At 46.9% G+C, this 15,966-nt stretch carries 15 protein-coding genes and 1 pseudogene; 10 read left to right on the forward strand and 6 right to left on the reverse strand.

The window, feature by feature from the left end; all coding sequences use genetic code 11:
* Window positions 1-126 precede the first annotated feature (126 nt).
* Window positions 127-1,470: a glutathione-disulfide reductase gene (gene gor, locus QUA58_RS28580; protein WP_333252253.1), complete on the reverse strand. Its 1,344-nt coding sequence runs from the start codon at window positions 1,468-1,470 to the stop codon at window positions 127-129.
* Window positions 1,471-1,871: 401 nt separating this feature from the next.
* Here gor and QUA58_RS28585 point away from each other — a divergent pair, with 401 nt between their 5' ends.
* Window positions 1,872-2,636 (forward strand): ABC transporter ATP-binding protein, encoded by a 765-nt coding sequence (locus QUA58_RS28585; RefSeq protein WP_333252254.1) that lies wholly within the window; start codon window positions 1,872-1,874, stop codon window positions 2,634-2,636.
* Between the two features lie 212 nt (window positions 2,637-2,848).
* Here QUA58_RS28585 and QUA58_RS28590 read toward each other — a convergent pair whose 3' ends face one another.
* The 3 genes from QUA58_RS28590 to tadA all read right to left on the reverse strand — a co-directional run bounded on the left by QUA58_RS28590 (window position 2,849) and on the right by tadA (window position 4,893).
* Window positions 2,849-3,226, reverse strand: a complete 378-nt coding sequence (locus tag QUA58_RS28590) for a hypothetical protein (protein WP_333252255.1) — start codon at window positions 3,224-3,226, stop codon at window positions 2,849-2,851.
* A gap of 154 nt (window positions 3,227-3,380) precedes the next feature.
* Window positions 3,381-4,109 carry a lysophospholipid acyltransferase family protein gene (locus tag QUA58_RS28595; protein ID WP_333252256.1) on the reverse strand — a complete coding sequence of 243 codons (729 nt, stop codon included), beginning with the start codon at window positions 4,107-4,109 and terminating at the stop codon, window positions 3,381-3,383.
* A 283-nt stretch (window positions 4,110-4,392) separates the two neighbouring features.
* Window positions 4,393-4,893: a tRNA adenosine(34) deaminase TadA gene (gene tadA, locus QUA58_RS28600; RefSeq protein WP_333252257.1), complete on the reverse strand. Its 501-nt coding sequence runs from the start codon at window positions 4,891-4,893 to the stop codon at window positions 4,393-4,395.
* A 75-nt stretch (window positions 4,894-4,968) separates the two neighbouring features.
* Here tadA and QUA58_RS28605 point away from each other — a divergent pair, with 75 nt between their 5' ends.
* Window positions 4,969-5,565, forward strand: a complete 597-nt coding sequence (locus QUA58_RS28605; RefSeq protein ID WP_333252258.1) for a TerB family tellurite resistance protein — start codon at window positions 4,969-4,971, stop codon at window positions 5,563-5,565.
* A 306-nt stretch (window positions 5,566-5,871) separates the two neighbouring features.
* Window positions 5,872-6,705: a 1,4-dihydroxy-2-naphthoyl-CoA synthase gene (gene menB, locus QUA58_RS28610; protein WP_333252259.1), complete on the forward strand. Its 834-nt coding sequence runs from the start codon at window positions 5,872-5,874 to the stop codon at window positions 6,703-6,705.
* 235 nt (window positions 6,706-6,940) lie between these two features.
* On the opposite strand, the gene QUA58_RS28615 is transcribed toward menB, so the two are convergent.
* Window positions 6,941-7,243, reverse strand: coding sequence for a hypothetical protein (locus QUA58_RS28615; RefSeq protein ID WP_333309775.1), 303 nt, complete (start codon window positions 7,241-7,243; stop codon window positions 6,941-6,943).
* Window positions 7,244-7,822: 579 nt separating this feature from the next.
* Between QUA58_RS28615 and QUA58_RS28620 the strand changes: the two genes are divergently transcribed.
* The 7 genes and pseudogenes from QUA58_RS28620 to QUA58_RS28650 all read left to right on the forward strand — a co-directional run bounded on the left by QUA58_RS28620 (window position 7,823) and on the right by QUA58_RS28650 (window position 15,595).
* Complete coding sequence (locus QUA58_RS28620) at window positions 7,823-9,037, forward strand: transposase (protein WP_333252261.1); 1,215 nt, start codon at window positions 7,823-7,825, stop codon at window positions 9,035-9,037.
* A gap of 60 nt (window positions 9,038-9,097) precedes the next feature.
* Window positions 9,098-10,309, forward strand: a complete 1,212-nt coding sequence (locus tag QUA58_RS28625) for an SPOR domain-containing protein (protein WP_333252262.1) — start codon at window positions 9,098-9,100, stop codon at window positions 10,307-10,309.
* A gap of 144 nt (window positions 10,310-10,453) precedes the next feature.
* Window positions 10,454-11,158, forward strand: coding sequence for a PspA/IM30 family protein (locus tag QUA58_RS28630; protein WP_333252263.1), 705 nt, complete (start codon window positions 10,454-10,456; stop codon window positions 11,156-11,158).
* Window positions 11,159-12,221: 1,063 nt separating this feature from the next.
* Window positions 12,222-12,770, forward strand: a pseudogene (locus QUA58_RS28635) (reverse transcriptase N-terminal domain-containing protein); the annotation flags it as partial.
* A gap of 55 nt (window positions 12,771-12,825) precedes the next feature.
* Entirely contained in the window at window positions 12,826-13,806 is a 981-nt protein-coding gene (locus tag QUA58_RS28640) for a reverse transcriptase domain-containing protein (protein WP_333397495.1), read from the forward strand.
* Window positions 13,807-14,008: 202 nt separating this feature from the next.
* Window positions 14,009-14,794: a PspA/IM30 family protein gene (locus QUA58_RS28645; protein ID WP_333252265.1), complete on the forward strand. Its 786-nt coding sequence runs from the start codon at window positions 14,009-14,011 to the stop codon at window positions 14,792-14,794.
* Window positions 14,795-15,184: 390 nt separating this feature from the next.
* Entirely contained in the window at window positions 15,185-15,595 is a 411-nt protein-coding gene (locus QUA58_RS28650) for a hypothetical protein (RefSeq protein ID WP_333397497.1), read from the forward strand.
* Window positions 15,596-15,730: 135 nt separating this feature from the next.
* Here QUA58_RS28650 and QUA58_RS28655 read toward each other — a convergent pair.
* On the reverse strand, window positions 15,731-15,966 hold a 236-nt coding region (locus QUA58_RS28655; RefSeq protein ID WP_333397499.1), incomplete at its 5' end, for a hypothetical protein.

A 15,966-nucleotide genomic window follows, 5' to 3' on the forward strand; every position in this document is an offset into this window, starting at 1 on the left:
TTATACGCCCTTTATTTCACATTTGGGTACACAATGCAAGGGCTAATTGAGAATGGTGCAAGATCTCAGTTTTAACCGACTTTAGCTATTAGCCAGGGGTTTAAACCCCTGGCTGCTTCGCCCGCTTTACCGCAGAGTCACGAACTCTTCAGCAGTCGATGGGTGAATGCCAATAGTCGCGTCGAAGTCTTTCTTCGTAGCTCCCATATTAACAGCGATCGCCATTCCTTGAATAATCTCGCCCGCGTCTTTCCCCACCATGTGTACGCCCAAAACTCTGTCAGTATTAGTCTCAACGATTAACTTGACAAAAGTTTTCTCATCTGCACCTGTCAAAGAATGAAACATCGGTCTAAACTTGGCTGTGTAGCACTTAATTGATTCGGGAAACTTTGCTCTAGCCTGCACTTCGTTTAAGCCGACTGTAGCAGCTTCTGGCTGGGAAAATACTGCTGAGGCAACATTTTCGTGACTGATTGCTCTCGGATTGTTGCCAAATTCAGTATCGGCAAAAGCGCGGCCTTCGGCGATCGCAATTGGCGTTAAATTGATACGGTTGGTGCAATCTCCCACTGCAAAAATGTGCGACTGACTGGTGCGACTGTCTTTGGTAACTGCGATCGCACCTTTATCTGTTTCTACTCCCGCATTTTCTAAACCCAATTTTTCTAAATTAGGCTGACGCCCGGTAGCGCACAACAGCGCGTCTACTATTAGCGTTCCTTCGGATGTTCCCGACAGAGTTAATTTTAAGCCTTCTGGAGTTTTCTCAATGTGGTTGATCGAGCTTTCTGTCAAAATTTCGATTCCGTGCTTAATCATTCCTTCTTGCACGTTGGTGCAGATTTCTGTGTCAAAGTCGTTCAAAATTAATTCACGGCGGATGATTTGAGTTACTTGGCTTCCCAACCCGTTCATAATGCAAGCAAATTCGACGCCGATGTAGCCGCCGCCCCAAATTGCCAACCGTTTTGGCTGCTCTTTTATCAAGAAGATTTCGCGGGAAGTAATCGCGTGTTCAATGCCAGGAATCTCGACTCTGTGAGCTTCGCCACCGACTGCAATTAAGATTTTAGCAGCGGTGTATTTTTGATCACCAACTTCGACGGTGTGGGCATCGATAAATTTGGCGTATCCTGAGATTAATTCCACTCCGGCTTTTTCAAGAAAGCTGATGTGAAGTTTGCTCAACCGTCGCACTTCTGCATCTACGGTAGTGACGAGTTTTTCCCAGTCGAAGCTGCTTTCTACTGGGCTCCAACCGTACCCTACCGCATCTTCGTAAAGGTGCGAAAATGTTGAGGCGTAAACCATCAGTTTTTTGGGGACACAGCCGCGAATTACGCAGGTTCCGCCTACTAAGTCATTTTCGGCGATCGCCACTTTTGCGCCGTAGGATGCTGCTCGCTTGGAACTCGCCAATCCGCCGGAACCTGCACCTATCACAAACAAGTCGTAGTCGTATGTCATAATTGTCTGTACTTTCCTATTTCCAACTTACCAACTTTACTTAATTTTTCTTAATGATATCTCAAAAATTCGCCTTTTTTTTTTCGAGGTGATGGCTTGACTTGTTGCCTTTTACCTGATATTATTAAACAATAGAAATCTGTGCAAAATTTTTATGATGGTTCACACTCCCATTATTAGATTATACATCAAGCTATCGCCAAAAAACATATCAAAATGTTAAATTTTTCCCGCGAAAGTTAGCAGAGTTCTCGGAATTTTTAACCGCAGATGACACAGATGTACGCAGATAAGTATAGAGGTTCTGTTGATTAGCCTCGAAACTGCCGTCACCCCGATCGCGAAAACTGATGGAAAGTGTTAGCTTAGTAGTTAGTTGTGTCGATCGCACATAAAAACAAATGCCTGAACTACAAACCCAGACCCACCCAGACCTCCAGCAGCAAGACACCTCAAAACCCGTCATCGTCGGCCTGCAAGACGTAACAAAAGTTTACGGCATCGGCGACTTGGAAGTGCGCGCCCTAAACGGTGTAAGTTTGACAGTCACGCAAGGAGAATATTGCTCAATTATGGGCGCATCGGGTTCGGGCAAATCTACAGCCATGAATATTATCGGCTGTCTCGATCGACCTACCAGCGGCAGTTATTACCTAGACGGCGTAGATGTCGCCCAAATGCCCGAAGCAGAATTAGCCGGAATTCGTAATTTAAAATTAGGTTTTGTCTTCCAACAATTTCACCTGCTAGCTCAATTAACAGCCTTAGAAAATGTCATGTTACCAATGGTTTATGCAGGCATTCCAGCAGCCGAAAGACGCGAACGCGGCGTAGACGCTTTAACGAAAGTAGGCCTGCAAAGTCGGCTGCAAAATAAACCGAATCAACTATCAGGAGGACAGCAGCAGCGGGTAGCCATCGCCCGCGCGATTGTCAACCGTCCGGTATTGTTGCTGGCTGATGAACCAACAGGTGCATTGGATACTAAAACCACTCAAGAAGTAATGGATATTTTTACAGAATTTAATGAAAGTGGCATGACTGTGGTGATGGTGACTCACGAACCGGAAGTAGCGCGCCAAACTCGCCGCGTTGTCTGGTTCCGCGACGGTCAAGTTATTCATAATAATCTCGATCCGGCAGAGCTTTCTCACGCAGTATTTTAAGTTTTAAGTATTTTCTACTCGTTACCAGGCTCTGCCTGGTAATGCAGATCCGGAGGCTCTGCCTCCTTGTCACCCAGCGAGGCAGAGCCTCTAGATATCGGTTCCCAGGCTCTGCCTGGGAACCAGTTAAACGCAATTTTCACGAATTTTGTTCAACCTGCAGAGGCAGGTTTTGTTTGTATAGACGCGGTTTCAACCGCCCTGTCTTTTTATTAAAAAGCACTCGGAAAAGCAGCCCAAACTCGATCGACAAAATCTCTAAGTTGCCGAGAAGCTATCGCACCATCCTTTTTCTCAGACTCCAGAGACTGCAACTGACTCAACAGCGAAATTACCTCAGTATCCAGCGCCGCCCGAAACAAACTCAACGGCCAAAGCAAATCAGCACCATCTCGCAAATCCGATAAAGTGTATTCTTCCGGCCACTTTTGCGACAAATCCTTCCCCGATACCAATCCAACCAACATTAAAGGGCGCACCCAACAAATTTGACGTGCCTCAACCACTTGAATTACCTCTGAATGCAGGCACGCATTTCCACATTCTAAACTGACAATTTGACCGGGTTTAAAGTTCAAAGCACAATCCATTAATACTGGCTCTTAATACAGATATAACTAAGTAAAATAAGTGCCGCAACTCTCGACAGCACCAAACAATATTATATCACAATTACTTATTCCTTCGGTCAACTGCCAACTATCAACTATCAACTGTCAACTGCCAACTGCCAACTGCCAACGGTCAACTTTCATCAAGATTTTTAAGAGCCATTTCGAGTTCAGCCGTCAACAATCGTGCTTCTTTTTTACCGCCGCCACAATTGGCATAATCCGCCACGGCAATTGGAGAACCGATCGCAATTTTCACTTGACAACCCCATTGAGGAATGCGCGGGCGATAGCGAATACTCATCGGTACAATTTTCACTCCCAAACCCGGTTGGCTCAACTCTGCCTGCATTGCCAAACGAGCCAATCCAGGCTTAATCGGGTGAACTTCGCCATCCTGAAAAATGCCACCTTCGGGAAAAATCACCAACATTTGCTTGTCGAGAAGCAATTCCACCCCATAACGGAGACTGCTAATTGCCGGATGCTTGATATCCACAGCAAACCCTCCCAAATGTCTGATGAACCAACCTTGCAGTCCTTTCACTTCATCAGCAGTTACCATAAACCGCAAATCGCGTCCAGTCACCATCTGTCCGGTTGAATAGGGCATCATCAGGGCATCCCACCGGGAGCGGTGCGTAGGGGCTAAGATGACAGGCCCGTCTTTCGGCAAGTTCTCCTGTCCGGTTATCTCAATCTTGCCAAAATGAAACGGTAGGACAACATAGTGACCTAGCGGATAGAGCAAGGAGGTTAACCAAGGAGAAACGCGAGAGGTATTAGATGCTACCTTGGCAGGCATTGGCTTCACTAGAGATGATTTACTGGACTCAACGGCGATCGTGGCGGTGTGGGGCATAGCAATTAAGCTGCTCTATCGAGATCTAAAGTCTAAAGTAATTTGTTGAACAAAACTTTAGTTTTTGGATCGGGACACTTTTGCTATTGGCATTATGCCGATCGAGCGATCGCACCCGCAAGAGATCATCTGTAACAGGTAAAACCTCAGCCAACCGGACAGCACTAATCCAGAGCAGTCGGCCGCCTCGAAAACTCGATCGGGCAATTACGGATCTATTATTTCAGTTAAATGGTCAATTTCGATTAAACCTCGCCCAGAAGAGAGTAAAAAATTTTACCTGTTAATTTTTCCGGCGCGCTTCAAACCAACAAAGCAACTGATCGCGGCAAACAGACTCCATAATACCGCCGAGCACCTCTAAGTAGTGACAGGAATACGCGCTATCGGGAATATTAGCAGCAGTCCGAATCGTGCCAGTTTTCGGGTCATCTGCTCCGTATACCAGCAGACGAATCCGAGCTTGGACGATCGCACCAGCGCACATCGGGCAAGGTTCCAGCGTTACGTAGAGCGTGCATTGGTTAAGATGCCAGTCTTGCAAAACTTGGCCTGCAGCGCGCAAAGCCAAGATTTCAGCGTGAGCAGTCGGATCGCAATCTCGCTCTCGCCGATTTTGCGCTTCCGCAATCAATTTGCCCGTACCGTCAACTATTACAGCACCCACGGGTACTTCACCCGCATCACCGGCTGCTTGTGCCAGTTCCACAGCCCTAGTCATCCAGCGTTTGTGAATAAAATAAGTAGTATCACTAATAGACAACGGCTCAGCTTTACAATTCACGTCATACCTAAGTAACAGAAAAACTTAAGATCGATAAATAAAGTTACATTACAGCTTAATCGAGAGTCTTTAATTATGGACACCACCACGATCACCGCTGAAATTGTTGAGCTGTTGTGCCGCATTAGCCGGCAAAAGCTGCGCGAACAAGATATCACTCCTTTGGTAGTGTTTCTGACTGCTCTGATTTCCATCCTGCGCGGAGTCATGATTATTGACAGGACGATCGCAGTTGAAGAAGAAGAACGGCTACAAAAGACTCTCAAAGCCTTTGCCAGCGGCGACCGCGATCGGGTAGAACTAATTCAGCGCCTTGTCAAAGGAGTCTCCAAACAGCAGGTTTACTTCAACCCGACGGAATTGCTAACCCTGACAGCTTTGTTCTCAGAATCAGAAAAACTGTTGCTTATAGGTTCCGGCTACGAAATGTCAGCGGCCGACGGACACATCGATATGCGTGAGCAAATGTACTTACAGTCGATCGCAAATCGGCTCGGCCTCGACTCCAGACACATTGCAGTCATAGACACTTTATTTACTAAAGAAGGAACCCTTGACTCACAAGCTTTTGCCGAAGTTCAAGCTTTACTCGATCCCAGCGAATTCGAGTCCCGCGATCCGGTATTTGGCAAAGCAGCAAAGCACTTGCTGAGTATTTTACTCCGCAAATAATCCAGCACATATAAATTTTGGAGCAGTAAAAGTCCTGAGAAGAGTTCGAGGATTTGACGCTGTGTCCATTTGAGATGGGAATTGCGCGCTCTTACATTCAAAAACCAGGTTGTTTAACCCCTATCAAGAGCGCTGCACGGAGTATGTTGGTGAAAAACCTGGTTTCTGCCTAAGTCCCGCTTTATTTTTTGGGCAAGAGTCGATCGACCCTTGTATCCCATTGAACCGAATGCCTCTAAAATCTAAAAGCGACTTGTCGCTGCCTTGATTGACTCAGCTCAATCTCAAATCTCAAATTGATTGATTATGCAAATTGAATGGCAAACCGCCAAAATCTACGAAGACATTCTCTATCACAAAAGTGGTGGCACCGCCAAAATTACCATCAATCGACCTCACAAACGGAACGCTTTCCGTCCCAAAACCGTGCAGGAACTGTGCGATGCCTTTACTGATGCCCGCGAAGACACAAAAATCGGCGTTGTCCTTTTCACAGGTGCGGGGCCTCATACAGACGGCAAATACGCCTTTTGCGCCGGCGGCGACCAAAGCGTGCGGGGTGCGGCGGGATATGTAGACGAAGGTGGCATACCCCGGTTGAACGTGCTCGACTTGCAGAAGTTGATTCGATCTATGCCTAAAGTAGTAATTGCTTTAGTTGCAGGCTACGCAATTGGAGGGGGTCACGTTCTGCACTTAATTTGCGACTTGACGATCGCTGCTGACAATGCTATTTTCGGACAGACCGGCCCCAAAGTCGGCAGTTTCGACGGTGGTTTCGGAGCTAGCTATCTTGCCAGAGTCGTCGGCCAGAAAAAAGCCAGAGAAATTTGGTTTTTGTGTCGCCAGTACAGCGCACAGCAAGCCCTAGAAATGGGTTTAGTCAACTGCGTCGTGCCCGTCGAACAACTAGAACTAGAAGGGATTCAGTGGGCTGCAGAAATTCTAGAAAAAAGTCCGATCGCGATTCGCTGTTTGAAATCTGCTTTTAATGCCGACTGCGACGGTCAAGCCGGTTTGCAAGAACTGGCGGGAAATGCCACTTTGCTGTACTATATGACCCAGGAAGGCGCCGAAGGCAAACAAGCCTTTTTGGAAAAACGGCAACCTGATTTTAGTCAATATCCTTGGCTGCCATAGCGGGATGGAGAAATCAGTTTTTTTTATGCGATCATATTTGCGCTCATATTAAAGTAGATGCTGCTGATTTTTATGAGTTAGTAAAGCCAAATGCACCCGATCGTCCAAAATTGTGACTATTGATACCAGTTCCCAAAAAGAATGAAACTGCTTTGTCAGATCCCAACCATGATAATGATCAGTGATTTCCCAATCGAAAATCGAAAATGGTATGACCTATGCTGCTGCCGACTAACTAAACCGAGACTGCGGCAGCGGATTTTTCGGTTAACGTTGTGCCTGTAAGCTGGCAGGCATGGCGCTCCGAAAGAGTGACGGTGGCATCCTGCAGCGTCAGAGTCGATTCTTGCCACAGTCCAATTTCTTCTATGTTTTCCCAAGATGACCTAAAAGGCGAAACCGCTAAAGCACAAGCTTTCCAGTGACTTTGAACCGGGCCGCTTAGTAGAGCGCAAACACCCCCGCGTCTGCCCTCAGGGGTATAGTGACGGCAGTGACCACAAGCTGAAGTTAAAGGTGAAGTTAAGGAGGTTTGCATAAAAGTTCTTAGGGAAATCATTTTCATCTCTAATTCTCCTTTGTAGAGCTAGCAGGTTTTAGAGCATCCCAGCCTTTATGCTGTCTGGGTTGTAGCGATCCCCGAAGCATAATTAAATTTTATAATTTATTTATAATCTCGTTATATATAGAAACAATTAGCTCTGTCGTTGCTCATTGTATAGGTAAAAACATAGGTTAAAAGTTTATAAAGCCGTTAGGGATCAAGAAAAAGTACAAATGCCCAACGAGTATGAGAAGTTACAAATAAGCGGTAGCTTAGAATACAAAAAGTTGCCGAGAGTGTCGGTAAGCTGCCTCCGGGACACACCAACAATTAAGTCTTAAAATGAAAATGAAAAGATAACATCCGGCGATCGACAGCAGGCGATCAAGCCCCTGTTGCATTGCCGCCAAAAGTAGCTAATCATAAAATAGGCAAGTTTTCAAGCTTCTTGTTTATATCTACCCAAATTTTGGGGTGAGAGCTTCGCCCATAAGCGGGCGACTTTAATTGGTTCTAAGAAATCCTTAGACGATTTGTAGACTTGCTGTATGCTAAGTCAAGGAGGTGAAGCAAGTGTTTAATTTGACGTTTGAATTTAAGTTGAAGCCCACAGCGACACAAATAGCAGTTTTTGAAGATTGGCTAGAACAGTGCCGCAAGGTGTACAACTATGCCCTAAGAGAACGCAAAGACTGGTACAACTCACGCAAATGTCAGATCAACTCTTGCTCCATTGGCTCCGAGTATATTATTCCTGCTGAGGTTCCTAGACCGACATATTCAAGTCAGTGCAAGGCTTTAACAGCATACAGGAAGACCAGTCACGCATTGCAGCGAGTCAACGCTCAGGTGTTGCAACAAACGCTGCGGAGATTGGAAAAAGCTTTCGTCAGTATGTGGGAGCAAAATCACGGGTTTCCTCGGTTCAAAAAACAGGGGGCTTTGAGGTCTTTGAGTTTCCCACAGTTGGGTGCAACTTTCCATCAAGGCAACCGCTTTAAATTGCCTGTAATTGGCTCGATAAAATTTTGTCAGTCGCGTCCCATGCCCCAGGGCGCAATCGTCAAACAAGCTCGCGTCGTCAGACGGTCTAGTGGCTGGTATATAATGTTGACTTTGCAATGGGATGTCTCAATTCCCGATATCATTCCTCATGGCAATCCCGTAGGAATTGATGTAGGGTTGACTAATTTGATTGCAACTTCTAACGGGCTTTTAATTAAACGAACGAGGTTTTTTGCTAACGCAGAACGCAAGCTTAAATTGCTGCAACAGCGCGTTACTAGAAAAAAAATCGGGTCAAATAATTGGAAAAAGGCTCAGAAAAAAGTTGCTTTGCTGCATGAATACGTGGCAAACTGCCGAAAAGATTGGCATCGCAAGTTGTCACATCAAATCTGTGATGACGCGGGTATGGTGTTTGTCGAAGACCTTAATCTGGTCGGACTGAAAGCGGGGATGTTAGGTAAGCACTGCTTAGATGCTGGGTTTGGGCAATTCTTCAACATATTGGAGCAAACTTGCTTTAAGCGCGGTGTGTATTTCCAGAAAGTAGATGCTAAAAAGACTAGCCAAATCTGTCCCAATTGCCTTAACGAAACAGGCAAAAAAGAGTTATCACAACGAACTCACTCGTGTCACAATTGCGGCTATACAACCGACAGAGATGTCGCAGCCGCACAAGTAGTTCTCAACCGAGGGCTTGCAGCCGTAGGGCATACGGTCAAGATGCTTGCTGAGGGTAAATTCATTGGAATCCCTGCGAAGCAAGAATCCCCACGCCTTTAGGCCCGGGAGTGTCAAAATCAAAACATTAAAATTAATTCAGAGGCGGTAGGAGTTTTGCTAATGAGTAAGCGTTCTTCGGTTGAATCCCCAAATCATCAATCCTCTTCAACCCCAATCAAGCCTGCTTTGCAAGCAGTCCTGGGGAGTCTAGATGTAAATCTAGAAGCAGAACTGACAACATACAGAAGGCACAGGCGGCGCGCCGAACAGTGGGTGTCGCCCTCAGTTCGTACCGGCAAGCAAACAGCTACAACCGAGCAACAGCTAGCCCAAAATTTGGCGCCGGAGACTGCGGAGGAAACCCAGCAGCCGCTATCGCTACCCCTATCCCTTGCCGGCACTCAGGGCGATGCCCCGCTAGCAACTACCAGGGGTGGCACAAAACTATCTAGCAGTGCCTTGGCACCCAACAAGTATCTCGAATCAAGCGAAAAACTGATCGAAAGTTTGGACGAGTCAAAAGCTGATCCTACGGTTGAACGCAGTTTAGCCGCCAGTTTGTTAACTCCCTTGGGACTGAGTTCGATGCTGCTGTTTTTGCTGTCGTGCACAGCTTTGGGCTACGCAGTCATGTACCCGTCAAATCTAGTTAAGATGGCAGGCCTGAACCGTTGGCTCGATAGCACCTCACCCTCTTCAAAGGACAGTCCCGCCTCTACTTCCATCTCAGATACCAGCACCAAGGAACTACCGAAAGCTCCAAATCTGGTATCCAAGGAATTTGTCGAGCTAGATTTGAGCACTCTCAGCAATGTTAAGCCGACAGTCAGCCCGATTCCTTCCCCGTCACCAAAAGCATCAATCCCGCCAACTCCGCCAGCGCCTCCGGGCCCCAGCGGGGCTGTGCCGATTCCAACAGAAGACGGCAACCCGCCCAGAGGCAGGGAACAAGGACTCAACAATCTGAGTACGGCTTTGCTTCCCACTCCCAGCCCTAGCGCCGCCCAGCCTGTGCCGACACTGCCGACACTGCCTCCAACACCCTCCCCAGCCGCCGCCTCCCCAGCCGCAGCATCCCCAGCCCAGCCTGCCGCGGCATCTCCCCTGGGAAGGCCTGCACGGGCCGCCGACGGTTTCTATTACGTTGTCACCGATTACACAGACGAAAAATCGCTGCAGAAAGCCAGAACCGCTGTTCCCGATGCCTACGTGCGGAACTTCTCAAAGGGTGTCAAGATCCAAATGGGGGCTTTGAACGATGCTGCCTCAGCAGAACGTTTGGCGAAAGAACTCCAAGAAAAAGGGGTGAAGCCACAATACTATCAACCATAAATTAGGTAAAGGGTGAAAAACTTTAACTAAATTGTTAGACAAAGCTAGACAATGAGGAATGTTTTGTCTAACACAAAATTGGTTTTGTAATTGTCAATTCCCAGTCCTAAATCTAAAATTTAATAAAATCGGGAGACGGGCAAAATGGGATTATTCGATCGCCTATGGCGAGTGATTCGAGCCAATATTAACAGTTTGGTCGGGGCAGCAGAAGACCCAGAAAAAATTCTGGAACAGGCTGTAATGGATATGCAGGAAGATTTAGTGCAGCTCAGACAAGCTGTGGCAGGGGCGATTGCAGCTCAAAAACGCACTGAACGCCAGTGTTCCCAAGCTGAGTCTACAGCAGCAGAATGGCATCAGCGGGCGCAGCTAGCTTTGCAAAAAGGCGAGGAAAATTTGGCGCGGGAAGCTCTGACGCGCAAGAAATCTTATCAAGAAACGGCAACGGCGATGAAAGCCAGTCTCGGACAACAGAACGCTGTTGTGACTAAACTTAAAGAAAATATGCGGATGCTCGAAAGTAAAATTTCCGAGGCAAAATCTAAAAAAGATATGTATATTGCCCGAGCTCGATCGGCTGCATCGTCGGAAAGGCTTCAAGAAATGATGGGCAATCTCAGTACCGGCAGCGCTTTGAGCGCGTTTGAACGGATGGAAGAGAAAGTCATGCAGCTAGAAGCTCGCTCCGAAGCAATCGCAGAACTCGGAACTAATGATTTAGAAAAGAAGTTTCTCTCTCTCGAAGGCGCCGATGATGTGGATACCGAGTTGGCGGCGATGAAAGCACAAATGCTTCCGGGCAACAATACACCCAAATTGCCACCGAGCGAGCCGCCCGCATCCTGAACCCCAGGCAACAGAACAAGACTCGGTACGAGCAAAAACTTCTCAACAGCCTAGCTAGAGATGGCTCGAAGCCTGTTGGGGAATTCTCGGATCGAAGTTAAACTCAATAGATAGGTGCAGTGCGATTCGTTGAAACGTGAATCACGGTGAAAGCCCGTACATAACGTTTCCAGCCACAAGGCTGAACTCTCGGTCTGATAAGGGTGCAAGTCCCTTCTGCCAGACTCAGGTATGACTCCCTATCTGCCCACACCGACCAAGCTCGATTCTTGGAGAGTGAAGCTCTTAACTGGACGCAATCAGACATCTAATGTGAGGTGACACTGGTGTTAATGGGGAGTTCCGATGGTGAAATTGAGCCTAGAAAAGTAACTTAATCTTGAGCGGGACACAGACCAAAAACTCCCGACTCCACTGGAGTTCATTCCCGCCGAATACTGCGCCAATATCGGCAAGAGTCCAGGGAATCCAGCAGTTAAAATGGCTCCACCTAAAGGAACAATCAATCTAACTGAGGGTAGGTGCAGTGCGATTCGTTGAAACGTGAATCACGGTGAAAGCCCGTACATAACGTTTCCAGCCACAAGGCTGAACTCTCGGTCTGATAAGGGTGCAAGTCCCTTCTGCCAGACTCAGGTATGACTCCCTATCTGCCCACACCGACCAAGCTCGATTCTTGGAGAGTGAAGCTCTTAACTGGACGCAATCAGACATCTAATGTGAGGTGACACTGGTGTTAATGGGGAGTTCCGATGGTGAAATTGAGCCTAGAAAAGTAACTTAATCTTGAGCGGGACACAGACCAAAAACTCCCGACTCCACTGGAGTTCATTCCCGCCGAATACTGCGCCAATATCGGCAAGAGTCCAGGGAATCCAGCAGTTAAAATGGCTCCACCTAAAGGAACAATCAATCTAACCGAGGGAACGAAGAAAAACGAGCTGAGGGTCAAGGGGAAGTCGAACCCTTTCGTAGGCTAGACGAGCAGCGGAACCCCCTTAGTTCGGGTAGGACAGACCGTAACTGGTCTGAGGTGTTCAGAAAACATAAGTTAGAGCAGCGCATGATTAGACACAACAGAAATGTTAGTGAATCTTGGAAGACGTTGACGTTACCTTGGAAGAAATTCCGAAGGGACTTATTTCGCCTACAAAAACGAGTGTTTAAAGCGATTCAGGTTGGAGACAAGCCCAAAGCGAAGTCCCTCCAAAAGCTAATTCTGAAATCTCGGGCTGCAAGAATGTTGGCGATACGTCAAGTAACTCAACTAAACGCTGGCAAAAAGACTGCGGGAATCGATGTCCAAGCCTCACTCACATTTGAAGAAAGGCTTGCTCTGAGTGAAGAACTCAGAGCCAAAAGTAACAACTGGAAACATCAGAAGTTACGTTCAATACCAATCCCTAAAAAGGATGGGAGTACCCGCCTCCTTAAGATACCAACTATCGCCGATAGAGCGTGGCAATGCCTCGCAAAATACGCGCTAGAGCCAGCGCACGAAGCTACTTTCCACGCTAGGAGCTATGGATTTAGAACAGGAAGGTCGGCGCAGGACGCGCAGAAATTTCTTTTCCTAAATCTAAACTCAAAAGCCCACGGAATAGAAAAGCGAGTCATAGAACTCGATCTCGAAAAATGCTTCGACAAGATAAGCACGCGCGAGCATAATGGAACGACTCATCGCCCCAAAAGGCATCAAGACCGGAATATTCCGCTGTCTAAAATCAGGAGTCAATCCAGAATTTCCCGAACAAGGAACCCCACAAGGGGGCGTGGTAAGTGCATTGCTAGCCAATATTGCTCTCAATGGGATTGAGGAAATACACCAATCAGTCCGTTACGCGGACGACATGGTAATAATTCTGAAGCCTAAAGATGATGCGGAGGCTATACTTGATAAAGTCAGCGAATTTCTGGCAGAACGAGGCATGAAGGTTAGTGAAAAGAAAACTAAGCTAACAGCTACGACAAATGGGTTTGACTTCCTCGGTTGGCATTTCAAAGTGCAGAACAACGGGAAATTTAGATGCGTTCCATCAACGGACAATTTTAAAGCGTTCCGTCAGAAGGTAAAACACATCGTCAACAACTCGAATTTTGGTGCTACGGTCAAAGCTGAGAAATTAGCCCCTGTAGTTAGAGGCTGGAGAAATTACCACCGCTATTGCAAGATGGACGGGTCGCGTAACTCGCTATACCACATCAAAATAAGAGCTTTCAAGGTATTCAATAAGGAACCAAAACAATCTCGATACACCAGCAAGAAACTGTTTGATAAAGCATTCCCATCGGTTCCTTACTCCGAAAACAAATTTGTCAATGTCAAAGGGGAGAAATCACCCTACGACGGAGACATAGCCTACTGGAGTGAGCGTAACAGCAAATTCTACGACGGCGACACCTCTAAAGCTTTAAAACGGCAAAACCATAAATGTGGAAAATGTGGCTTAAAAATGCTAGGCGATGAAAAGGTACATCTGCATCATGTAGATGGTTGCCATAGTAATTGGAAAATAAATAACCTTCTAGCGGTTCACGAAAGCTGCCACTATTATCTCCACATGAGCAAAGGCGCAAGCCAAGAACATCGGGAGCTGGGTGCGGGGAAACTAGCACGCCCAGATCTAACTGAGAGGTACGGAGGATAATACCTCCTATCGACTCAACCTGAATAAGCTTGCCTGCATCACATTACTCGATCGCTTTAAACTGGATTTATCTGTCTGCAAAAATTGCCAAAAACTAAATCGCACTAAAAATCTGACAAGAGTGAATTTCACAACTGCGGGCTAGGGCTATCAAGCCTGCTTTCCGCCTACTTCGTACACCTCACCCAGGAAAAATAGCATTATGGGATTATTTGACCGCATTAGCCGAGTCGTCAAAGCCAATCTTAACGATCTGGTCAACAAAGCTGAAGACCCGGAAAAGATTTTAGAACAGTCTGTTACGGATATGCAGGAAGACTTGGTGCAGTTGCGTCAGGCCGTTGCCAGCGCGATCGCCACTCAAAAGCGCACCCAGACTCAGTACAATCAAGCTGAATCTCAGTCTAACCAGTGGCAGCAGCGCGCTCAGCTAGCCCTGCAAAAAGGAGACGAGACTTTGGCCCGGGAAGCGCTAGTTCGCAAAAAGTCTCACGCTGAAACGGCGGCTACGCTGAAAGCCAGTCTGGATCAGCAATCGACTCAGGTGGAAAGTCTCAAGCGCAACTTAATCGGTTTGGAGAGCAAAATTTCCGAAGCTAAGACTAAGAAGGATATGCTCAAAGCGAGGATATCCGCTGCTAAGGCTCAGGAACAGCTCAACAATACCATTGGCACCTTGAATACTGGCAGTTCTATGGCGGCTTTTGATCGCATGGAAGAAAAAGTTTTGCAGATTGAAGCTCGCGCGGGGGCTTCGGCAGAATTGGCGGCCGGCGGCAGCAATTTAGAGGAACAGTTCCGCTTGCTCGAAAGCGGCGGTGATGTTGACGACGAGTTGGCTCAGATGAAAGCTCAACTAACCGGGGGTTCTGTGTCTCAAGGTCAATTGCCGGCAGCGGGTAAAACGGCAGCAGCTAGTAGCTCGGAGTCGAGTCCGGTGATTGACGCTGAGTTGGAAGAATTGCGATCGCAGCTCAATAAAATGTAGTAATCTCTATCAAAATTTACCTATTTCTCAGATCGCAGGTTTGATAGAATGCTCCGCCGACCTACAGGGCTAGCTTGGGAGGTCGGAGTTTTTTTAGTCATTTTTAGATGCACAAAACATGATTATTGTCAACTATCTTTATATTGAGTTAAGGAATTAAGTGTTTAAAAAGTGATAGAGTAATTTTATTCCTTGCAAGAGGGCTAGGTTGGGAGGTCGGAGTGTTTTTAGTAATTGTTAAATACACAAAATAAAGTTGCTGTCAACTATCTTTATATTGAGTTAAGGAATTAACTCTTTCAAAAGTGATAGAGCAATTTTATTCCTTGCAATTGCGTCGGCCTCGTCTGATCGTAAGTGTAAATAACTATCGAATATGGCTAATCTGTCATGCCCGTGCAATTTTCTAGAGGCTTTTGTAAAATCAAGTTTTTCAAGGCATTAGCACTTGGTTTTTCAATTGCAGCTATTTGCCCCGCACTGCTATCAGCTCTAAGTGTTGGCGAGTCGATGGTTGGTACCGACTCAGGGGTGCAAGTGCCAATTTTGCATGATAATTTACCGTCTCAATTAAAACTAAATCAAGAAACAGCAGACGATCGCGATCGGCTTCGTGATTTATACTCGGGTTCTGAATTAGATAGAGGCAGTAAAGAGCAAGAAAATAGCATCCCGGAATTCGATCAATCCACCCAAGGTGAGGCCGCAGACACTCTCCCTCAATTGCCGAACCGAGGAGAAAATAGACACGAATTTCCGATTCCTAACCCGCGGCTGCCAAATCCGGCTCCTCTCCCATAACCCGCGTGGCCAGCGCCCTTGCTTTCATGCGAACAGCTTTTGCCGCCTGCTGTTCCCCCACTGGCACAGCCTGCAGAATTGCTAAGATTCCGGGTACGATCAAAGTCGATCGATGGCAAGTAGTTGGCAGTTGATTTACCGCGAGCCGATCGTGCAAAATCCGAGAAGAGAAATCGCGATCAATATTGGTACCTGCAGTCGAGAAAGGGATACATCTTTGCTGGGAAAGGATTTTCCGCTGTCGCCGGAAGCAGATAATCGGTGTAGAACTTGGGTTGCGGTGCTGAGGCTATTTAGGGCTTGCTGAATCAGTGGTTGAAGTAAACACGGTATGGATTTTCGGACGAATAAAGGCAGTAATGGTGCAAGAA

The sequence above is a fragment of the Microcoleus sp. N9_A1 genome (assembly GCF_036701795.1).
In the GTDB taxonomy this organism is placed as follows: Bacteria; Cyanobacteriota; Cyanobacteriia; order Cyanobacteriales; family Microcoleaceae; genus Microcoleus.

What these genes read in the sequence shown, in the direction of transcription:
- gor (WP_333252253.1), bottom strand. Translation starts at nt 1,470, where the DNA reads ATGACATACGACTACGACTTGTTTGTGATAGGTGCAGGTTCCGGCGGA.
- QUA58_RS28585 (WP_333252254.1), top strand. Translation starts at nt 1,872, where the DNA reads ATGCCTGAACTACAAACCCAGACCCACCCAGACCTCCAGCAGCAAGAC.
- QUA58_RS28590 (WP_333252255.1), bottom strand. Translation starts at nt 3,226, where the DNA reads ATGGATTGTGCTTTGAACTTTAAACCCGGTCAAATTGTCAGTTTAGAA.
- QUA58_RS28595 (WP_333252256.1), bottom strand. Translation starts at nt 4,109, where the DNA reads ATGCCCCACACCGCCACGATCGCCGTTGAGTCCAGTAAATCATCTCTA.
- QUA58_RS28605 (WP_333252258.1), top strand. Translation starts at nt 4,969, where the DNA reads ATGGACACCACCACGATCACCGCTGAAATTGTTGAGCTGTTGTGCCGC.
- menB (WP_333252259.1), top strand. Translation starts at nt 5,872, where the DNA reads ATGCAAATTGAATGGCAAACCGCCAAAATCTACGAAGACATTCTCTAT.
- QUA58_RS28615 (WP_333309775.1), bottom strand. Translation starts at nt 7,243, where the DNA reads ATGCAAACCTCCTTAACTTCACCTTTAACTTCAGCTTGTGGTCACTGC.
- QUA58_RS28625 (WP_333252262.1), top strand. Translation starts at nt 9,098, where the DNA reads ATGAGTAAGCGTTCTTCGGTTGAATCCCCAAATCATCAATCCTCTTCA.
- QUA58_RS28630 (WP_333252263.1), top strand. Translation starts at nt 10,454, where the DNA reads ATGGGATTATTCGATCGCCTATGGCGAGTGATTCGAGCCAATATTAAC.
- QUA58_RS28640 (WP_333397495.1), top strand. Translation starts at nt 12,826, where the DNA reads ATGGAACGACTCATCGCCCCAAAAGGCATCAAGACCGGAATATTCCGC.
- QUA58_RS28645 (WP_333252265.1), top strand. Translation starts at nt 14,009, where the DNA reads ATGGGATTATTTGACCGCATTAGCCGAGTCGTCAAAGCCAATCTTAAC.
- QUA58_RS28650 (WP_333397497.1), top strand. Translation starts at nt 15,185, where the DNA reads ATGCCCGTGCAATTTTCTAGAGGCTTTTGTAAAATCAAGTTTTTCAAG.